The sequence below is a fragment of the Streptomyces sp. NBC_00258 genome (assembly GCF_036182465.1).
Taxonomy (GTDB): Bacteria; Actinomycetota; Actinomycetes; order Streptomycetales; family Streptomycetaceae; genus Streptomyces.
The window spans coordinates 9,471,434-9,490,454 of record NZ_CP108081.1 but is presented as its reverse complement, the minus strand read 5'-3'; the positions used below and the strand labels follow the sequence as shown (position 1 = coordinate 9,490,454).

At 70.0% G+C, this 19,021-nt stretch carries 17 protein-coding genes; 5 read left to right on the top strand and 12 right to left on the bottom strand.

Going from position 1 to position 19,021, the window contains the following annotated elements; translation table 11 throughout:
- Positions 1 to 24 precede the first annotated feature (24 nt).
- The 4 genes from OG718_RS42220 to OG718_RS42205 all read right to left on the bottom strand — a co-directional run bounded on the left by OG718_RS42220 (position 25) and on the right by OG718_RS42205 (position 4,728).
- On the bottom strand, positions 25 to 975 hold the full coding sequence (locus OG718_RS42220; RefSeq protein WP_328847924.1) for a DUF2510 domain-containing protein: 951 nt from the start codon (positions 973 to 975) through the stop codon (positions 25 to 27).
- 170 nt (positions 976 to 1,145) lie between these two features.
- Complete coding sequence (locus tag OG718_RS42215; protein WP_143635577.1) at positions 1,146 to 1,937, bottom strand: 3-oxoacyl-ACP reductase; 792 nt, start codon at positions 1,935 to 1,937, stop codon at positions 1,146 to 1,148.
- Positions 1,934 to 3,352, bottom strand: coding sequence for an aldehyde dehydrogenase family protein (locus tag OG718_RS42210; RefSeq protein WP_443055245.1), 1,419 nt, complete (start codon positions 3,350 to 3,352; stop codon positions 1,934 to 1,936). The genes OG718_RS42215 and OG718_RS42210 overlap by 4 nt, the downstream gene beginning before the upstream one ends.
- An 11-nt stretch (positions 3,353 to 3,363) precedes the next feature.
- Entirely contained in the window at positions 3,364 to 4,728 is a 1,365-nt protein-coding gene (locus OG718_RS42205; protein ID WP_306940924.1) for a glutamine synthetase family protein, read from the bottom strand.
- Between the two features lie 77 nt (positions 4,729 to 4,805).
- On the opposite strand from OG718_RS42205, the gene OG718_RS42200 reads away from it, so the two are divergent.
- Together OG718_RS42200 and OG718_RS42195 are read left to right on the top strand one after the other, a co-directional pair.
- Positions 4,806 to 5,540 (top strand): FadR/GntR family transcriptional regulator, encoded by a 735-nt coding sequence (locus tag OG718_RS42200; RefSeq protein ID WP_143635581.1) that lies wholly within the window; start codon positions 4,806 to 4,808, stop codon positions 5,538 to 5,540.
- A gap of 110 nt (positions 5,541 to 5,650) precedes the next feature.
- On the top strand, positions 5,651 to 6,331 hold the full coding sequence (locus OG718_RS42195) for a gamma-glutamyl-gamma-aminobutyrate hydrolase family protein (protein ID WP_143635583.1): 681 nt from the start codon (positions 5,651 to 5,653) through the stop codon (positions 6,329 to 6,331).
- 126 nt (positions 6,332 to 6,457) lie between these two features.
- Here the strand turns inward: OG718_RS42195 and OG718_RS42190 are convergent, their stop codons facing one another.
- Positions 6,458 to 7,408, bottom strand: a complete 951-nt coding sequence (locus tag OG718_RS42190; RefSeq protein ID WP_143635584.1) for a LysR family transcriptional regulator — start codon at positions 7,406 to 7,408, stop codon at positions 6,458 to 6,460.
- Positions 7,409 to 7,625: 217 nt separating this feature from the next.
- Between OG718_RS42190 and OG718_RS42185 the strand changes: the two genes are divergently transcribed.
- Positions 7,626 to 8,687 (top strand): TDT family transporter, encoded by a 1,062-nt coding sequence (locus OG718_RS42185; protein ID WP_443055375.1) that lies wholly within the window; start codon positions 7,626 to 7,628, stop codon positions 8,685 to 8,687.
- On the opposite strand, the gene OG718_RS42180 is transcribed toward OG718_RS42185, so the two are convergent.
- From OG718_RS42180 to OG718_RS42165, 4 genes are all read right to left on the bottom strand, one after another.
- A complete protein-coding gene (locus tag OG718_RS42180; RefSeq protein WP_328846659.1) occupies positions 8,614 to 9,333 on the bottom strand; it encodes a helical backbone metal receptor in 720 nt (239 codons plus the stop codon). The two genes, OG718_RS42185 and OG718_RS42180, sit on opposite strands and share 74 nt — an antisense overlap.
- A gap of 22 nt (positions 9,334 to 9,355) precedes the next feature.
- On the bottom strand, positions 9,356 to 9,922 hold the full coding sequence (locus OG718_RS42175) for a helix-turn-helix domain-containing protein (protein ID WP_143635589.1): 567 nt from the start codon (positions 9,920 to 9,922) through the stop codon (positions 9,356 to 9,358).
- Positions 9,923 to 10,350: 428 nt separating this feature from the next.
- Entirely contained in the window at positions 10,351 to 12,963 is a 2,613-nt protein-coding gene (locus OG718_RS42170; protein WP_328846658.1) for an ABC transporter permease/substrate binding protein, read from the bottom strand.
- The gene (locus OG718_RS42165; RefSeq protein ID WP_143635592.1) at positions 12,956 to 14,044 is read right to left on the bottom strand and encodes a quaternary amine ABC transporter ATP-binding protein; all 1,089 of its coding nucleotides are present in this window, start codon (positions 14,042 to 14,044) and stop codon (positions 12,956 to 12,958) included. The genes OG718_RS42170 and OG718_RS42165 overlap by 8 nt, the downstream gene beginning before the upstream one ends.
- 278 nt (positions 14,045 to 14,322) lie before the next feature.
- Between OG718_RS42165 and OG718_RS42160 the strand changes: the two genes are divergently transcribed.
- Positions 14,323 to 15,270 (top strand): 5'-3' exonuclease, encoded by a 948-nt coding sequence (locus tag OG718_RS42160; protein WP_328847922.1) that lies wholly within the window; start codon positions 14,323 to 14,325, stop codon positions 15,268 to 15,270.
- A 109-nt stretch (positions 15,271 to 15,379) separates the two neighbouring features.
- Positions 15,380 to 16,222, top strand: a complete 843-nt coding sequence (locus OG718_RS42155; RefSeq protein ID WP_143635593.1) for a siderophore-interacting protein — start codon at positions 15,380 to 15,382, stop codon at positions 16,220 to 16,222.
- A gap of 121 nt (positions 16,223 to 16,343) precedes the next feature.
- Here OG718_RS42155 and OG718_RS42150 read toward each other — a convergent pair whose 3' ends face one another.
- From OG718_RS42150 to OG718_RS42140, 3 genes are all read right to left on the bottom strand, one after another.
- Positions 16,344 to 17,123, bottom strand: a complete 780-nt coding sequence (locus OG718_RS42150; RefSeq protein ID WP_328846657.1) for an ABC transporter permease — start codon at positions 17,121 to 17,123, stop codon at positions 16,344 to 16,346.
- A complete protein-coding gene (locus OG718_RS42145) occupies positions 17,120 to 18,151 on the bottom strand; it encodes an ATP-binding cassette domain-containing protein (RefSeq protein WP_328846656.1) in 1,032 nt (343 codons plus the stop codon). The genes OG718_RS42150 and OG718_RS42145 overlap by 4 nt, the downstream gene beginning before the upstream one ends.
- Positions 18,152 to 18,330: 179 nt before the next feature.
- Positions 18,331 to 18,981: a PadR family transcriptional regulator gene (locus tag OG718_RS42140; protein ID WP_328847921.1), complete on the bottom strand. Its 651-nt coding sequence runs from the start codon at positions 18,979 to 18,981 to the stop codon at positions 18,331 to 18,333.
- Between the last annotated feature and the right edge of the window lie 40 nt (positions 18,982 to 19,021).

The window sequence follows — 19,021 nt, the reverse complement described above, 5'->3', positions numbered from 1 at the left end:
ACCTGCCGTGCAGGCCGGAGTCGGTTACTGGGTGGGGCCGATGCTGCTGCCCACTCCGCCGCCCGTGCCCTCGTCGCCGACGGGCCGGATCCCCTTGGTGATCCGGTCCATGTCGGCGAGGGGCGGCCCCTCCTCGCCCGCGTCGAAGGCGTAGCGCACCATGACCATCGACTCCGAGCCGACGCTGGACGGGAACGCCATCGACTGGACGTAGCCTCCGGGACCCGCCTCGGTCTTGACGCGCCAGCGCACGAGGTACCCGGTGCGGCCGGCGACCGCCACCGACCCCTGCTTGACCACCTCGTGGGAGGTGATGCCGTGGAAGGGGCGCTGGTTGACCTTGTTGCGGTCGTAGGCGCGGTCGGCCGCCTCGGATATGTCGTCCTTGGCGAGGGTCTCGGGGGACTTCTCGTCGTTCGACGTGACCGTGCGCGAGATGACCGTGCCGTGGCGGCAGAGGCCGTCGTCGCCCGGGCAGTCGTACGTCCCGGACGTGGTCATCATGATGTCGGTCTCGGTGACGCTCTGGGGTCTGGCCCAGCCGTCGAGGAGCGGCAGGGTGATTCCGTTGAGCTCGTCCACGACGACGGAGGGGTCGTCGGCGGACGGTTCGGAGCTGGACTCCGAGGGCGAGGGCTCGGCGCTCGTGGGCGCGGACGACGTGGGCGTCGGCGCGGTCTGCGTCTGCGGGTCGCCGTCGTCCCCTCTCAGGACGACGGCACCCGTGACGATCGCGGCGACCAGCACGACCGCCGCGGCGGTGAGGGCGATCGCCTTCCCGCGTCCGGAGCCGCCGGAGACGCCGGTCCCGAGCGGCACCGTCGGCGTCGAAGGTGCGAACTGCGGCTGCACGTACGGCTGTTGGGGCGTCGTCGCCTCGGGTGAGCGCCGGTGTTCGGTCCAGGCGGTCCCGTCCCACCAGCGCTCCACGTGCGGGGCGGAGGGGTCCCGGTACCAGCCGGGCGGGGGCGTCATGCTCATCCCGGCACTCTAGGCGGCTTCGGCGGACTCCGGTGCGCCACCGTGCTCCGTAGGGGCGCGGGGGGCTGCGCGACCAGCCACGGACGGCCCGCAGCCGAGATGACGCACTCCCGGACACACCCCAAGGGACCGGGCCCCAGCACACGGGCGCCTCCCGGATCGGCCTACAGGGGCGTGACGTACGCGCCAGAGATCCCGCCGTCCACCAGGAAGTCCGTGGCGTTCACGAACGAGGAGTCGTCGCTGGCGAGGAAGGCGACCGCCGCGGCGATCTCCTCGGCCTGCGCGAACCGCCCGACCGGGATGTGTACGAGGCGGCGCGCGGCCCGCTCCGGATCCTTGGCGAACAGTTCCTGGAGGAGGGGCGTGTCGACCGGCCCCGGGCACAGCGCGTTCACGCGGATGCCCTCCCGCGCGAACTGCACGCCCAGCTCACGGGACATGGCGAGCACTCCGCCCTTGGAGGCCGTGTACGAGATCTGCGAGGTCGCGGCACCCATCCGGGCCACGAACGACGCGGTGTTGATGATCGACCCCCTGCCCTGCTGCCGCATGTAGGGGATCGCGGCCTTGCAGCACAGGTACACCGACGTGAGGTTGACCTCCTGGACGCGCTTCCAGGCCTCCAGGCCCGTCTCCAGGATCGAGTCGTCGTCGGGCGGCGAGATTCCCGCGTTGTTGAAGGCGATGTCGACCGACCCGTACGTGTCGAACGCGGTCCTGAAGAGCGCCTCGACCTGCTCGGGGTCGGTGACGTCGACCTTCACGAAGATGCCGCCGATCTCCTCGGCGGCCGCCTTGCCACGGGTCTCGTCGACGTCGCCGCAGACGACGTGGGCGCCCTCGGAGGCGAGACGGCGGGCGGTGGCGAGGCCGATGCCGCTGCCGGCCCCGGTGATGACGGCGGTGCGGCCGACCAGGCGGCGGCAGATGATGTCGTCGGTCGATGCGCTCACTGTGCGGGGCCCTCCGTGCTGATGAAGACGTTCTTGGTTTCGGTGAAGGCGGCGAGGGCGTCCGGGCCGAGCTCACGGCCGATGCCCGACTGCTTGAAGCCGCCGAAGGGGGTCCAGTAGCGGACGCTGGAGTGGGAGTTGACGGACAGGTTCCCGGCGCGGACGGCGATGGAGACACGCAGGGCGCGGCCCACGTCCCGGGTCCAGATGGAACCGGCCAGGCCGTACTCGGTGGCGTTGGCGAGGCGGATCGCGTCGGCCTCGTCCTCGAAGGGGAGGACGACGGCGACCGGTCCGAAGACCTCCTCGACGGCCACGCGCGCGTGGGACTCGATTCCGGTCAGGACGGTGGGCGGGAACCAGAAGCCGGGGCCTTCGGGGGCGGTTCCCCGGATGCCGGCCAGATCGTCGGTGACGTACGACCGTACGCGCTCCAGCTGGGACTGGGAGATCAGCGGGCCCATGGCGGTCTTCTCGTCGGCCGGGTCGCCGACGACGACGGACTCGACGGCAGGGGCCAGCAGTTCGAGGAAGCGGTCGTACGCGGACCGCTGGACGAGGATGCGGGTGCGGGCGCAGCAGTCCTGGCCGGAGTTGTCGAGGAAGGACATGGGGGTGGCGGCCGCGGCGGCCTCGATGTCGGCGTCGGCGAAGACGATGTTGGGGCTCTTGCCGCCGAGTTCGAGGGTGACGCGCTTGAGAAGCGCCGATCCCTTCGCCAACACCTGTTTGCCCACGGTCGTTGACCCCGTGAAGACGATCTTCGCGACCCCGGGGTGTTCGACCAGCGCGTTGCCGGTGACCGGGCCCGCCCCCGGGAGCACCTGGAAGAGATGCTCAGGAAGCCCAGCCACCAGGGCGAGTTCGGCCAGCCGCAGGGCCGTCAGCGGGGTCGTCTCGGCGGGCTTGAGGATGACCGCGTTGCCCGCCGCGAGCGCCGGAGCCGTGCCCCAGGCCGCGATCGGCATCGGGAAGTTCCAGGGCGCGATGATTCCGACAACGCCCAGCGGTTCGAGGATCGTGATGTCGAGACCGCCCGGCACCGGGATCTGGTGCCCGGTGAGCCGCTCCACACCCCCGGCCGCGTAGTCGAGCAGATCACGCACGTTGCCCGCCTCCCAGCGGGCGTTGCCGACGACATGCCCGGCCTCGCGAACCTCCAGCTGGGCGAGCTCTTCCAGATGCTCATCGACAACGACGGCGAAGCGACGCAACAGCCGGGCCCGCTCACCGGGCGCGAGGCCGGCCCATCGAACCTGCGCCTTCGCACCCCGTACGACGGCGGCGTCCACCTCCGCCGTACCGGCACCCGAAACGGTGGCGACGACTTCTTCGGTGGCCGGATTGAGCACCTGAAGCTCGTGCTCGTCGGACCCAGCGGCCCGCAAGTGCGACTGTGACTGGGACTGGGACAACGAAGAACCCCTCACATGCGTTCGAAGGAGCGGCGGAGCTCCCAGTCGGTCACCGCGGCGTCGAAGGCGTCCAGTTCGACGCGTGCCATGTTGCGGTAGTGCGCGACCACCTCGTCACCGAAGGCGGCCTTGGCGATGGCGCTGTTCTCCCAGATCTCGGCGGCCTCGCGCAGCGTGGTGGGCACGTGCTCGTAGCCCGAGGTGTACGCGTTCCCGGTACACGCCTCCGGCAGCTCCAGCTTCTGCTCGATGCCGTACAGCCCGGCCGCGACGAGCCCCGCGACGGCGAGATGCGGATTGACGTCCCCACCCGGAAGCCGGTTCTCGAACCGCATCGAGCGACCGTGCCCGACCACCCGCAGCGCGCATGTCCGGTTGTCGTACCCCCAGGCCACGGCGGTCGGCGCGAACGAACCCGGCTGGAACCGCTTGTACGAGTTGATGTTGGGCGCGTACAGCAGCGAGAAGTCCCGGAGCGCGGCGAGCTGGCCTGCGAGGAAGTACCGCATGACCTGCGACATTCCGCCAGCCCCGTCGCCCGCCATCACATTGGTGCCGTCGGCGTCGGCGAGCGAGAGGTGGATGTGGCAGGAGTTGCCCTCGCGCTCGTTGTACTTGGCCATGAAGGTGAGCGAGACGCCTTCCTGGGAGGCGATCTCCTTGGCCCCGGTCTTGTAGATGGCGTGCTGGTCACAGGTGACCAGGGCCTCGTCGTACTTGAACGCGATCTCGTGCTGCCCGGGATTGCACTCGCCCTTGGCGGACTCGACGATCAGCCCGGCGGCACCCATCTCATTGCGAATACGCCGCAACAGGGGCTCGATCCGCCCGGTCCCGAGCACCGAGTAGTCGATGTTGTACTGATTGGCAGGCGTCAGCCCCCGGTAGTTCGCGTCCCAGGCCTGCTCGTACGTGTCCTTGAAGACGATGAACTCCAGCTCGGTGCCCACCTGCGCGGTGAACCCGTGCTCGGCGAGCCGCTCCAGCTGGCGCCGGAGGATCTGGCGGGGCGCGGCGACGACGGGCGAGCCGTTGTCCCAGGCGAGGTCGGCGACGAGCATCGCGGTACCCGCGTTCCAGGGAACACGACGCAACGTACTCAGATCCGGATGCATGGCGAAGTCGCCGTACCCGCGCTCCCAGGACGACATCTCGTACCCGTCGACGGTGTTCATGTCGGTGTCGACGGCGAGGAGGTAGTTGCAGCCCTCCGTACCGTGGTGCAGGACCTCGTCGAGGAAGAATCGCGCGGCGAACCGCTTGCCCTGGAGCCGCCCCTGCATGTCCGGGAAGGCCAGGACGACCGTGTCGATCTCCCCACTCGCGACGAGGGCGTGCAGCTCCTCGACACTGAGGGGTGGTGTGCGGTCTGCCACGGGAAATGCCTCCTTCGGTCAGCCGAGAGCCATAAGGTATTGCCGAGAACCATTGCTTGGGAAGGGGGCACGGCCAGATGTCGCAGCCGGATCCACACGAACTGAACGACCGGCTGACGCCGGTGCTGCGCCCGGTGCGCGCGGGCAACGGCTTCGAGGAGGCCCTGGAGCAGATCCTCCAGGTCGTCCGGCTGGGTTTGGTGCCCGGGGGTGAACGGCTGCCCGCCGAACGGGAGTTGGCGGACCGCCTCGGGATCAGCCGGGTGACGCTGCGCGAGGTCCTGAAGGTCCTCCAGGACCAGGGCCTGGTCGAGTCGAGGCGCGGCCGCTACGGCGGCACGTTCGTCCTCCCCCGCGCCGACGCCCCCGGCGAGGCGGAGCTGCGCCGCCGGATCGACGAGGTCGACATAGAGGACGTCCTGCGCTTCCGCGAGGTCCTGGAGGTGGGAGCGGCGGGCCTCTGTGCCGCACACGGCCTGTCCCCCGCCCGGTCGACACGCCTGCGCGAGGCCCTGGCCCGCACCCAGGACGCCCCCCTGGCGGACTACCGCCGCCTGGACACGCTCCTGCATCTCACCCTCGCCGAGCTGTGCGGTTCACCGACGCTCACCGCCCAGTACGCGGCCGTACGCGCCACGGTGAACGACCTGCTCGACTGCATCCCCCTGCTGGTCCGGAACCTGGAGCACTCGCAGCGCCAGCACGAGGCACTGGTCGAGGCGGTACTCGACGGAGACGCGGACGGAGCCCGGGAAATGATGCGCGAACACTGCGCGGGCACGGCGGCACTCCTGCGCGGCTTCCTGGCGTAGAACCCGTGCGAGGCGCCCGCCCACAAGATCCAGTCAAGTCTCCCCTGTAAAGGTATGGGGTCGGTCTATTAGCCTCCTCCCGAGAGGCACGAAGAACAGGGAGCGTGGGGATGACAGGCAGACCGCTCATCGGAGTCAGCACATACCTGGAGACCGCACGCTGGGGCGTCTGGGAACTGGAGGCGGCACTGCTGCCGGCCGGCTACCCGCGCCTGGTCCAGTCGGCGGGCGGCCTGGCCGCGATGCTGCCACCGGACGAACCCACCCACGCCGCCGGGACCGTGGCCCGGCTCGACGGACTGGTGATCGCGGGCGGCCCCGACGTGGACCCGTCCCGCTACGGCGCCGCCCGGGACCCACGGTGCGGCCCCGAGGCCCGCGCCCGCGACACCTGGGAACTCGCCCTGATCGACGCCGCGTTGGCCTCCGGCACCCCACTCCTCGGAATCTGCCGCGGAATGCAACTCCTGAACGTCGCGCTCGGCGGAACACTCGTCCAGCACCTCGACGACCACATCGAATCAGTAGGCGTCTTCGGCCACCACACCGTAAAACCGGTCCCGGGCTCCCTCTACGCCTCCTTGGTCCCCGAGGAAACATCCGTACCGACCTACCACCACCAGGCGGCGGACCGCCTGGGCACCGACCTCGCCCCCTCCGCCCACGCGACGGACGGCACGATCGAGGCAATCGAACTCCCCGGCCCCGGCTGGGCGTTGGGGGTGCAGTGGCACCCCGAGATGGGCGAGGACACCCGAGTCATGGCAGGCCTGATCCAGGCCGCTTCCTGACGCGCTCGCTCCACTCACGGGCCCGGGGAACCGCTCAGTCCTTCAGGGGCGCGGGGCTGTGACATCTGCGGCTCCGCCGCGGGGCGCGACCAGCCACAACGCACCCGCAGCGGAGAACCAACCGCCCTACCCCCGAGTCAACGCCAACAGATCCCGCGCAGGCCCGGTCGGCCGATGCCCCACAGGCCAGACAGCGCGCAAGTCCCGACTCAGCCGAACCCCCTCCACAGGAATCTCGACAAGCCGACGAGCGGACAGTTCCTCCCCCAACGCCAGTTCGCTGAGAACCGCCGGCCCCGCCCCCGAAGCCGCGGACGCCTTCACCGCCGTCGTGGAGGACAGCTCGATCAGAGGGCGGGCCAGCCCGCCGAGCGCCGCATCCAGCACCTGCCGCGTCCCCGACCCCTCCTCCCGCAGAATCAACGGCGCCCCCGCCAGCTCCCCCGCGTCGAGCGCCCGCCGCCTCCGCGCCCACGGATGCCCGGGCGCGGTCACCACGATCAGCCGGTCGTGAGCGATGACCACGGAGTCCAGCCCGCTCGCCACGGACACCCCCTCCACGAACCCGAGGTCCGCCTCGCCGGAGAGCACCCGCTCGGCCACGACCGTCGAGTTCCCGGCGATCAGCGACACCGCGGTGTCCGGCCGCTGCGCGCGCAGCGCGAGCAACCACCCGGGCAGCAGATACTCGGCGATCGTCATGCTCGCCGCGACCCGCAGCCGGGAGTCCCGCCGGTCCCGCAACGCCTGCGCGCCCGCGTCGAAGGCCTCCGCCGCCTCCACGACGCGCCGGGCCCAGTCGGTCACCAGTGCCCCCGCGTCGGTGAGCCGCGACCCCGTGGGCGACCGGTCGACGAGGGCGACCCCCAGTTGCCGTTCCATGGACCGGATCCGACTGCTGGCGGCCGGCTGCGTGATCCCGACCTCCCGGGCGGCCCGCCCCAGACTCCCGAGCCGCGCCACGGCGAGCAGCAGCTCCAGCGCACCCAGATCGGGGACCCGGTGCGACAGCCCACCCCCCGCCATGGACGCCGTCCCGCGAACTCCCTGGTCACCCGTCCCGTCATCCCGACTCATAAGCCCACCTTATGTCCTCATAGACCGGCACTCCCTGGCGAGCGCTCCCCCACCGGGGCACGGTGAACTCATGGCCACAGCCCACCCGCTCACCGCCACCACGGACAACACCAGCCACGCCAACCCCGGCCGCCCCACAAGGGCAAAGGCAGAGGCAGAGGCGACGACAAAGCCATCCCCTCTCCGCCATCTCGGCCCCAACTGGTACGCCCCGGTGATGGGCACGGCAATCGTGGCCACGGCAGGTGCCGGCCTCCCCGTGGACATCCCGGGCCTGCGCACGATCTGCACCGCGGTCTGGGCACTCGCGCTGACCCTGCTCGTCGCCCTCCTCACCGCCCGGGCGGCCCATTGGACGCACCACAGGGACCAGGCCCGCGCCCACCTCCTGGACCCGTCGATGGCCCCCTTCTACGGCTGTCTCTCCATGGCCCTGCTGGCCGTGGGCGGCGGGGCCCTGGTGGTCGGGCGGGACTGGATCGGCACACGGGCGGCGGTCGCCCTGGACGCCGTGCTCTTCTCCACGGGCACCCTGATCGGTCTGGTGGCGGCGGTGGCGGTCCCGTACCTGATGGTCGTGCGCCACCGCCTGGACCCGTCCCAGGCCACCCCGGTATGGCTGCTCCCCCTCGTCGCGCCCATGGTCTCCGCGGCGCTCGGCCCTCTGCTCGTACCGCATCTCCCGGCCGACCAGGCCCGCGAGACCCTGTTGCTCGCCTGCTTCGCGATGTTCGGTCTCAGTCTGCTGGCCACGCTCGTGATGCTGCCGATGATCTTCGCCCGCCTCGTCACGGGCGGCCCGCTGCCGCTCGCGCTCACCCCGACCCTGTTCCTGGTCCTGGGTCCGCTGGGGCAGTCCACGACGGCCGTCGACAAGTTCGCCGTCGCCGCCCCGGGTGTGGTGCCCGCCCCGTACGACCAGGGCTTCGGGATCCTGCCGGTGCTCTACGGCGTCCCGGTGATGGGTTTCGCGCTGCTCTGGCTGGCACTGGCCGGCGCCCTGGTGCTGCGGGCCCGCAGCCGGGGCATGGTCTTCGGCATGACCTGGTGGGCGTTCACCTTCCCGGTCGGTACGTGTGTGACGGGCGCCGAGGGGCTCGCCCGGCACACCGGGCTCGTCGTCTACGACGGGCTCACGGTCGCCCTGTACGCCCTGCTCCTCGCGGCCTGGGCGGTGGCCGCCGTCCACACGGTTCGCGGCCTGGTCAGCGGACGGCTGCTCGCAGCGCCTCGCCGAGCACCTGTGGAGCTTCCGCCAACGACGGTCCGTACCACGTGAGATGGCGCCCTCCGACCAGTGCGCAGGGCACACCGGGGAACGCCTCGGGGCCGTCGTCGCTCGTGAAGCGGTACGGCTCGTCGGGCAGCACGACCAGGTCGAGACCGGCGGCGCGCAGTTCGTCGACCGGGACACGCGGATAGCGTTCGGTGTGCGTCGCGTACGCGTTGTCGACGCCGAGCCGCGCCAGCACGTCCCCGGCGAAGGTGTCCCGCCCGAGCACCATCCAGGGCCGCCGCCAGATCGGTACGGCGGCGCGCAGGCGCCTCTCCGGGCGGGGCGGGTCCAGCCAGGCTTCCTGGGCCTCGTCCAGCCATCGCGGCCGCGTCCGCAGCCCGCACGCGCGGACCACCCTCTCCAGTTCCCGAAAGGCGCCCGGCACGTCCCGTACCTCGGTGACGAGCACGTCGAGTCCCGCCTGCCTCAGGGCGGCCAGGTCGGGCTCGCGGTTCTCCTCCTCGTTGGCGATCACCAGATCGGGCGCGAGGCCGACGATCCGCTCGACGTCCGGGTTCTTCGTGCCCTTGACGCGTACGACGTCGAGGTCGGCCGGATGACTGCACCAGTCGGTCGCCCCGACCAGGACACCCGGTACGGACACGGCGACGGCCTCGGTGAGCGACGGGACGAGTGACACCACTCTCATGGCCGAGTACTCCGGATGACGGTCATCGGCGTGGATCGTCCTCCACGGCCTCGATGTGGTCCGCGACCGCGACGATGAGCACGCGCGTGTCCGCGTCGGTCGCCCGCCACCGGTGCCGTACGCCGCCCGTCAGGTGCAGTGTGTCGCCGCGTCCCAGTCGGTACGCGCGGCCCTCTGCCTCGACCTCGACGGCGCCGTCGGCCACGTACATCAACTCGTCGTTGCGGTGCTGGAATTCACGGCCGGCGTCGTGGTCGCCGGAGAACTCCATGGCGTGCAACTGGTGGTGACCGCGCACCAGGGGGCGCACTCGGGGCTCGTGGGTGAACTCGGAGTCGTCCGCGCGCACCACGTCGACGCTGCGCGCCGGGTCGGCGGCGGCGAGGAGTTCGACGCACGTGGTGTGCAGGGCGTCGGCGACCCGTTGGAGGGAACGCATGCTGGGCCGCGCCCGCTCGTTCTCGACCTGGCTCAGGAACGGCACCGACAGACCGCTGCGCTCGGCGACGACGGCGAGGGTGAGCTCCAGTGCCCGGCGCCGCCGCCTGACGGCCGCGCCCACTCGAAGGGTTTCCTTGTTTTCATCCATCGCTTCGGCTCCCCCCTGTGCGTCGTCGGTGCGCTGCTCGGTGCATGCGGTGCGGTGCGGTGGCGGCACGTTCGTTGTACGTACGCGCCAATTTCTCGCGAGTTCCTGATGTCTTGTCTGCACCCTACGGGTGTTCGGCAAACCGTTTCATGCGCCCGTCACATCGCTGTAAACATCGCCGCACGGATCGCGTGACCGACCGTCACAGTTCGCGCCGGTGGGAGCGCCGGCGCGGTTGTCGCGGTGTGCGCGCGGTGCCGTCAGGCCGGCGCGGCCCTTGCCCGGGTCGTATGCACAGGTGACGCCGCGAGGGGTGGGCCTCGCCGTATGGCGCTGCCCACCCCTCGCGGAGGCTTGTCCGCGCGCGATTCGTCGTCACGCGCGCGTGGGGGCCCGTTTTCGGAAACGGCCCCCCACTGGAGACGTGTTTACTGCGGAGTCATCCGTTCCACCATGTCCGGGTGCTCCTTCAGCCACGCGGAGACGGCCTCCTCCTCCTGGCCCTGGCCGCGGTCCTTGATCTCGCTCTCCAGGCTGCCGAGTTCGTCCTCGCTCATCTTGAAGTTCTTGATCCACTTCGTGAGCTGCGGGTACTGCTCCGGGAACTTCTTGCTGGAGATGGTCCGGATCGTGTTGCCCTCACCGAACGTCTTCTTCGGGTCCGCGAGCTTCGTCAGCTCGTACTCGCTGTAGGCCCAGTGCGGCGACCAGAGCGTGACGGCGACGGGCTCCTTCTTGGCGTACGCGCGCTTCAGCTCGGCCAGCATCGCGGGCGTGGAGCCGTCGACGATCTCGTACTCCTTGTCCAGGCCGTAGCCGGGCAGGACCTTCGTCTTGGCGAGGTTCATCTCGCCGGTGCCCGGTTCGATGCCGATGATCTTCCCGTCGAAGAGATCGCCCTTGCCCTTGAGGTCGGCGAGGGACTTGACGTCCTTCACGTACGAAGGCACCGCGATCTCCAGGGAGGTCGGTTCGTACCAGGTGCCGAGGTCCCGCAGGTTGTCCTTGTGCTTGTCCCAGTAGTTGGCCTGCGCGTACGGCAGCCAGGCGTCGAAGTTGAGGTCGATGTCGCCGGTGGCCAGGCCGGTGTAGACCGGGCCGACGTCCATCTGCTTCAGGTTCAGCTTGTAGCCGCGCCGGGCCAGGACGTCCTTCCACAGGTAGGTGACGGCGACGTCCTCGTCCCAGGGGAACCAGGCGACGTCGACCGTGCGCTTCGCCTCGGCCGGGGTGCCGGAGGAGGACTTCTCGACCGGGGCCAGCTTGTCGACGACACCGGGGTTGCTCTTCAGCCAGGTGCGCACGGCGTCCTGCTGCTTGCCCTTGCCGGCCTTGTTGATGTCCGCCTCAAGGCTGGTGAGCTGCTTCTCGGTCATCTTGAAGCTCTTGAGCCACTTGGCGACGACCGGGTTGTCCTGGGCGAAGCCCTTGCGGGAGAGCGTGTGCACACCGTCGCCCTTGCCCCAGGCCCCCTTCGGGTCCGCGAGCTTCGTCAGCTTGTACTCGCTGTACGCCCAGTGCGGCGACCAGAGCGTGCCGACGAACGGCTCCTTCTTGGCGTACGCGCGCTTCAGCTCGGCCAGCATCGCCGGCGTGGAGCTGTCGACGACCTTGTACTCCTTGTCGAGCCCGTACTCCTTGAGGACCTTGGTCTTGAGGAGGCCCATCATTCCGGCGCTGGACTCGATGCCGGTGATCTTGCCGTCGAACTCGCCCGCCTTGCCCTTGAGGTCCTCCAGGGAGTCGATGCCCATGTAGGCGGGCACGCTCAGCTCCAGGGACGTCGGGCCGTACCAGGAGCCGAGGTCGTCGAGCTGCTTGCCGTACTTCTTCCAGTACTGCTCGTGGGTGGTCGGCAGCCAGGAGTCGGTCTGGAAGTCGATGTCGCCCTGGGCGAGCGAGGTGTAGAGGGGGCCGGCGTCGAACTGCTTGGTCTCGACCTCGAAGCCGCGCTGCTCCAGGATCTCCTTCCAGAGGAAGGTGGAGGCGACGCCCTCGTCCCAGGGGATGTAGCCGATGCTGACCTTCTTGCCCTGGCCGACGTTCCCGCCGTCGGACGCGGTGGTCTCGGTGTCGCTGGAGCCGAAGATGCCCATGCCGCCCGCGACGAGCGCGAGCACGACGACGCCGATGACGGCCACGGAGGGCCGGGGGCGGTAGGACCAGATCTGCAGGCCCTGTGCGGCACGCAGCTTGGCGGCGGTGCGGCGGCCGAGCGGCGAGACCTGGGTGCCCAGGGCGCTGGTCATGCGGTCCAGGTAGATGGCGAGGATGACGATGGCTATGCCCGCCTCGGCGCCGAGGCCGACGTTGAGCTGGCCGATCGCCTCGTTCACGTCACCGCCGAGGCCGCCGGTGCCGACCATGCCGGCGATGGCGGCCATGGACAGGCCCAGCATGATGACCTGGTTGACACCGGCCATGACGGTGGGCAGCGCCAGCGGCAGCTGGACGCGCAGCAGGATGTTGCGGGGGGTGGTGCCGAACGCGTCGGCGGCCTCGACCAGTTCCTTGTCGACCTGGCGGATGCCCAGTTCCGTCATACGGACGCCGGGTGCCAGGGCGAAGATCAGGGTGGCCACGATGCCCGCGGGTCCGCCGGTGCCGAAGAACAGGATGGCCGGGATGAGGTAGATCATCGCGGGCATCGTCTGCATGAGGTCGAGCACGGGGCGGACGATGCCGCTGACGCGGTCCGAGCGGGCCGCCCAGATGCCGACGGGTACGGATATGACGAGCGCGATGATCGTCGCCACCAGGACCAGCGACAGGGTCACCATCGCGTTCTCCCACAGTTCGAGGGAGTCGATGAAGGCGAATCCCACGAAGGCGAGGACACCGGCGGACGTGCCGCGCAGCCAGAACGCGATGACCGCGAAGATGCCCGCGAGGAGAAGGGGTTCGGGCGCCTGCAGGACGTCGTTGATGACGTCGTAGGTGCCCTGGAAGACGGTCTTCAGGAAGTCGAAGAGCCACGCCATGTGGTTGAGCAGCCAGTCGACCGTGTCGTTGACCCAGTCGCCGAAGGGGATCCTAGGCACCGGCCTTCACCGCCTTCACGGTCTTGTCGCGCGGTGTGTCGCAGGGCACGGGTTCGCCCTGTTCGTCGCCGAGGAAGCCGACGAGCCGCTGCCGGGGAACGACACCGAGCAGCTTGCCCTTCTTGTCGACGACCGCCACGGGGTGCGCCAGCCGCGCGCTGATGGCGCACAGCTCGCCGAACGACGAGTCGGGTCTGGCGGTCTCACAGCCGCAGTCGGCCTCGTCGCCGCGCAGCTCCGTGTCCATGACGGAGGACGCGGTGAGGACCCGGGACCGGTCGACGTCCTTGGTGAAGGAGGCGACGTAGTCGTTCGCGGGGCGGACGAGGATGTCCTCGGCGGTGCCGATCTGGACGATGCTGCCGTCGCGCATGACGGCGATGCGGTCGCCCAGGCGCATGGCCTCGTTGAGGTCGTGGGTGATGAAGACGATGGTCTTCTTGAGCTTCTTCTGGAGCTCGATCAGCTGGTCCTGCATGTCGCGGCGGATCAGCGGGTCGAGCGCGCTGAAGGACTCGTCCATCAGCAGCAGGTCGGCGTCGGTGGCGAGCGCCCGGGCGAGGCCCACGCGCTGCTGCATACCGCCGGACAGCTCGTCGGGCCAGGACTTCTCCCAGCCGGCGAGTCCGGCCAGCACCAGGGCCTTGGTGGCGCGCTCCTCGCGCTCGGCGCGCGGCACGCCCTGCACCTCGAGGCCGTACGCGGCGTTCTCCAGGACGCTGCGGTGCGGGAAGAGCGCGAAGTGCTGGAAGACCATGCTGACCTTCTTGGAGCGGACCTCGCGCATCTCACGGTCGTTGAGCGCGGTCAGTTCCTGCCCGTCGAAGACCACGCGTCCCGCGGTCGGCTCCAGGAGTCCGTTGAGCATGCGCAGCAAGGTGGACTTGCCGGATCCCGACAGGCCCATGACGACGAAGATCTCGCCCGGTTCGACCGTGAACGACGCGTCGATCACCGCGGCCGTGGTGCCGTCCGCGCGCAGTTCCTCACGGTCGGCTCCCCCGCGCAGTCGCTCGACCGCCTCGCCGGGTCGTCTGCCGAACACTTTGTAGAGCTGTTCCGCCTGCAGCCTGGATGACACAAGTACCTCTCGGGTCGAACGAAGACGGCCCGCCTCCCCCGCCGGCGGGCCGTGGAGCGACGCGGGTTCCGCCCGCTCGTCCGGTGCGCATATGTCAGATGTGGTTGAAAATGCGACCGGGTTCACTCCGGATCGGCGCCTGCCCCCGCCCGGGTGGCGCAAACGCGACCGTGTCCCAGTTCACAAGGCGTTTACATCCGGAGGGTGTGGGCACTCGCTTTCGTCCACTCTCCGCGCCGACCGGTGACTGCCGGTGACTGTCAGCGGCGTACGGCATGATGCGAGGCGTGACGCAGCAGACACAGCAGCCCCGGCGAACCATGCTCCTCGACACCGCTTCCCTGTACTTCCGGGCCTATTTCGGGGTCCCGGATTCCGTGCGGGCCCCGGACGGCACACCGGTGAACGCCGTGCGGGGTCTGCTCGAGTTCATCGACCGGCTGGTGAAGGACCACCGCCCGGACGATCTGATCGCCTGCATGGACGCGGACTGGCGGCCCCAGTGGCGGGTCGACCTGATCCCCTCGTACAAGGCGCATCGCGTCGCCCAGGAGACCGAGGTCGGTCCGGACGAGGAGGAGGTGCCCGACACGCTCTCGCCCCAGGTGCCGGTCATCGAGGCGGTCCTGGACGCGCTGGGCATCGCGCGCGTGGGCGTGGCGGGGTACGAGGCGGACGACGTGATCGGGACGTTCGCCGGCCGCGCCACGGGCCCGGTCGACATCGTCACCGGCGACCGCGACCTGTACCAACTGGTCGACGACAAGCGCGGGGTGCGCGTGCTGTACCCGCTCAAGGGCGTCGGCATGCTCCAGCTCACGGACGAGGCCTGGCTGCGCGAGAAGTACGGCGTCGACGGCGCGGGGTACGCGACTCTGGCGCTGCTGCGCGGCGACCCGAGCGACGGTCTGCCGGGCGTGCCGGGCATCGGCGAGAAGACGGCCGCCAAGCTGCTGGCCGAGTTCGGGGACCTGGCCGGGATCATGGCGGCGGTCGACGACCCGAAGGCCAAGCTCACACCGTCCCAGCGCAAGCGTCTCGACGAGTCCCGGCCGTACGTCGCCGTCGCGCCCGAGGTCGTCCGGGTGGCCGGAGACGTACCCTTGCCGGACGTGACCACCGCGCTGCCCCACACGCCGCGCGATCCGGCAGCTCTGGAGGAGCTCGCGACACGCTGGGGCCTGGGTGGTTCGCTGGCGCGACTGCTGACGACACTCCGCAGTTGAAGCAGCAATTCGATTCCCACGAAACGGTAATCGGGTTCTCAAGAAGGGGGCGCCAGTGGACGGTGAGGTGCTAACTTAGGTAAGCCTAAGCGAACTTCGGGAGGCTGTCATGGCAGAGCGTCCGGCACGGAGGGCCCCCAAGCCCCACGCCGCGAGCGTGATCCGCACGGAGCGACTCACGCCGCATATGCAGCGTGTGGTCCTCGGCGGCGACGGCCTCGCCGATTTCACCGCGGGCACGAGCACCGACCACTACGTCAAGCTGCTGTTCGGGGCCGAGGGTGTGACCTATCCGGAGCCCTTCGACATGACCCGGATCCGCGAGGAGTTCCCGCGCGACCAGTGGCCCGTGACGCGTACGTACACGGTGCGCGCCTGGGACCCGGAACTGCGTGAGCTGACACTCGACTTCGTCATCCACGGCGACGAGGGTCTCGCCGGGCCGTGGGCGACCCGCGTCCAGGCCGGCGAGACCGTCCGGTTCCTCGGCCCCGGCGGGGCGTACGCCCCCGACGCCGGGGCGGACTGGCATCTGCTGGCCGGTGACGAGAGCGCGCTGCCCGCGATCGCCGCCTCGCTGGAGGCCATGCCCGACGGTGCGCGGGTGCATGCCTTCGTGGAGGTCGCGGGGCCGGAGGAGGAGCAGAAGATCGACTCCGACGTGGAGGTCGTCTGGCTGCACCGCGGTGACCGGCCGATCGGTGAGGCGCTGGTCGAGGCCGTGCGGGGCCTTTCGTTCCCCGAGGGTCGGGTGCACGCGTTCGTGCACGGCGAGGCCGCCTTCGTGAAGGAGCTCCGCCGGCTGCTCCGCGTCGAGCACGAGGTCGCGCGCGAGGATCTGTCCATCTCCGGGTACTGGCGGCTGGGACACAACGAGGACGGGTGGCAGGCCGCGAAGCGGGACTGGAACGCGCAGGTCGAGGCGGAGCAGGAAGCTCCGCCGGTTGCCTAGGTTCCGTCCCGGGTTCGTTGTCGTCTGCGGGTTCGTTGTAGCTGGTCGCGCAGTTCCCCGCGCCCCTGAAGGGGCGCGGTTGTGCACGCGGCCTCAAAGTGACCGCCCCTGCAAAGGGCCCCTAGACCGAGCGTTGATATGACCTGAACGTGCGGATCGAGAGCCAGACCGCAGTTACCGCCAGGGCCAGGAGTGCGCCGCCCCTCGTCAGTACGACGGACCAGTCCGGGTTCTCCGACATCGCTGAACGGCCCGCCACCATCGCCCAGTCGAGTGGGTTGTAGTCGGCGATGTTACGCATCCAGCCTGGCATCTGGGACGGGGCCATGAAGGCCGAGGAGAGGAAGGTCAGCGGCAGCAGCAGGAACGTGTTGATGCCGATGATCGACTCCCGCTGGCGCACCAGCATGCCGAGCGCGTTCGAGAACGCGCCGAAGACCGTGCCGAGCAGTGAGGCCGCGACGACGAGTACGAGCAGTCCCGCGGCCCCGCCGGGATAGTCCGCGCCGCCCAGCCTGCCGAGCAGGATGATCAGCGCGGACTGCACGGCCGTGGTGAGCGCCTGCTGTACGACGTTGGCGTTCATCAGGGCGCCGCGCCCGACCGGAGTGGTCAGGAACCGGTTCAGCGTGCCGCGCTCGATCTCCTCCAACGTGCCCATGCCCGCCCACATGTTGGAGCTGAGCGCACTCATCACGACGATGCCCGGTACGAGGTAGTCGAGATAGCTGCTCGTGCCGAAGCCGCCGAGCTGGACGACCTCCTTGAAGAGGTTGCCGAACAGGAACAGCCAGATCGCGGGCTGGATCAGCATCATCACGACGTACGCGGGCTGGCGCAGTACAGCCGTCAGCTGACGCTGCGTCATGTACCAGGTCTGGGTGAGGGCGTTGGTGCTCATCGGGTGCCTCCCGTGAGGGCGAGGCCGTCGGTCCCCTCGGCCGCGACCGCTGCCGCCGCCTCGGCTTCGGAGTAACGGCGGCCCGCGTGGCGCAGGTAGACGTCGTCGAGCGACGGACGGGCGACGGTGGCCGCGCTGACAGCGACCCCGGCGCGCTCCAGGGCGGCGAGCAGGACGGGCACGGCCGCGGCCCCGTCCTCGGCGCGGACGCTGATGCGGCGGCCGTGGAAGAGCGCCTCGTACACACCGGGCAGGGCCGTGAGGGCGCCTGCCAGGAGCGTACGACCGGCTTCGCCGACGGGGTGGCGCAGTTCCACATGGACGGCGTCGCCGCGGAGTTCGCCCTTGAGGGCGTCCGGGGTGCCCTGGACGACGACACGGCCGCGGTCGACGATCGCGATGTGCCCGGCGAGGCGGTCGGCCTCTTCGAGGTGGTGCGTGGTGAGCAGGATGGTCAGGCCCTCGCCGCCGGCCAGGCGGGCGATCTCGTCCCACATCGCGGTGCGTGCCTCGGGGTCGAGGCCTGTGGTGGGCTCGTCGAGGAAGAGGACCTCGGGCCGGTGGACGAGGCCGAGAGCGACGTCGAGACGGCGCTGCATGCCTCCGGAGTAGCCCTTGACCTGGCGGCCTGCCGCGTCCCCGAGCTGGAAGCGGGCCAGCAGCTCGTCCACCCGGTTGCGGAGGGCCGCGCCCTTCAACCCGTAGAGCCTGCCCTGGAGTTGGAGGTTCTCACGGCCGGTGGCCACCGGGTCCGCGCCGGACTTCTGTGCGACCACGCCGATCGCGCGGCGCACCCGGTCCGGATGGCGCAGGACGTCGTGGCCCGCGACCGTGGCGGTGCCCGAGTCGGGGCGGGCGAGGGTGGTGAGGATCTTGACGGTGGTGGACTTGCCGGCGCCGTTCGGGCCGAGGAGTCCGAAGACGGTGCCCGCCTCGACGGTGAGGTCCATGCCGCTGAGGGCGGTGACATCGCCGGGGTAGGTCTTGATCAGCTGACGCGCCTGCACTGCGGGCGCACGGGTGCTCATGACGACTGCTCTCCTGGGTGAGCGGATGACGGCTGATCCGCGTGAAGAGCGCCGGGCTATCCTGGGCGTGCCGCACCTCGATCGCCTGGCCTGCCTCACCTCGGAGTCGGCTCGGGGTTCGAGACCCTGGCGGAGCTGCTCCAACAGCTCTGCCGGGGTCTGTTCTGTTTGCTGCTGCCTCACTCCTTCTCGAAGTGGTGGGCCTCCAACTCCTCGAACTCCGGCGGCACTTCCCCGGTCTCGTGGAAGCTCCGCCACTCCTTGACCCCGTCGAGCGCTCCGGACCCGAGCTCCCGCAGAAAGCCGCGGACCCACTCGGCCTGCGCCTCGACCATGTGCAGTTGGTACTCGCTCTCGACGAGGAAGATCCGCGGCAGCGTCTCGTACAGCTTCGCCAGGCCTCCACGAGCGCTCGCCGCCTGCACGTCCAGCACCTTGAGCCGCTCGGTCAGCAGGCGCGCCACCTCGTCGGGGTGGATCACCGCCATCAGCGAGAGGGCGGCCTCGAAGATCGGGAACTCCCGGGCCGGGACGGAGAGCAGGTCCGACAGCCACTCCGTCGCCTCCTCGCGCCCGGCGTCCGTGATGCCGTAGAGCGTGCGCTCGGGGCGGTTTCCCTGCCGCTGCACCTCGGCGACCTCGACGAATCCGTACTTCTCCAGGTTCTGCACGACCGTGTAGAGCGAGCCGTAGTTGATCTTCAGGCTCGCGTCCTTGCCGCGGCTGCGCAGGGTCTGGGCGATCTCGTACGGATGCATCGGCCGCTCGGTGAGCAGCACCATGACGGCCAGCGCCAGGGGGTTGCCGAGCTTGCGGCGCTTGATGGCCACCGGGATCACCACTCATATCCTCGTACACGAATATCCGTGG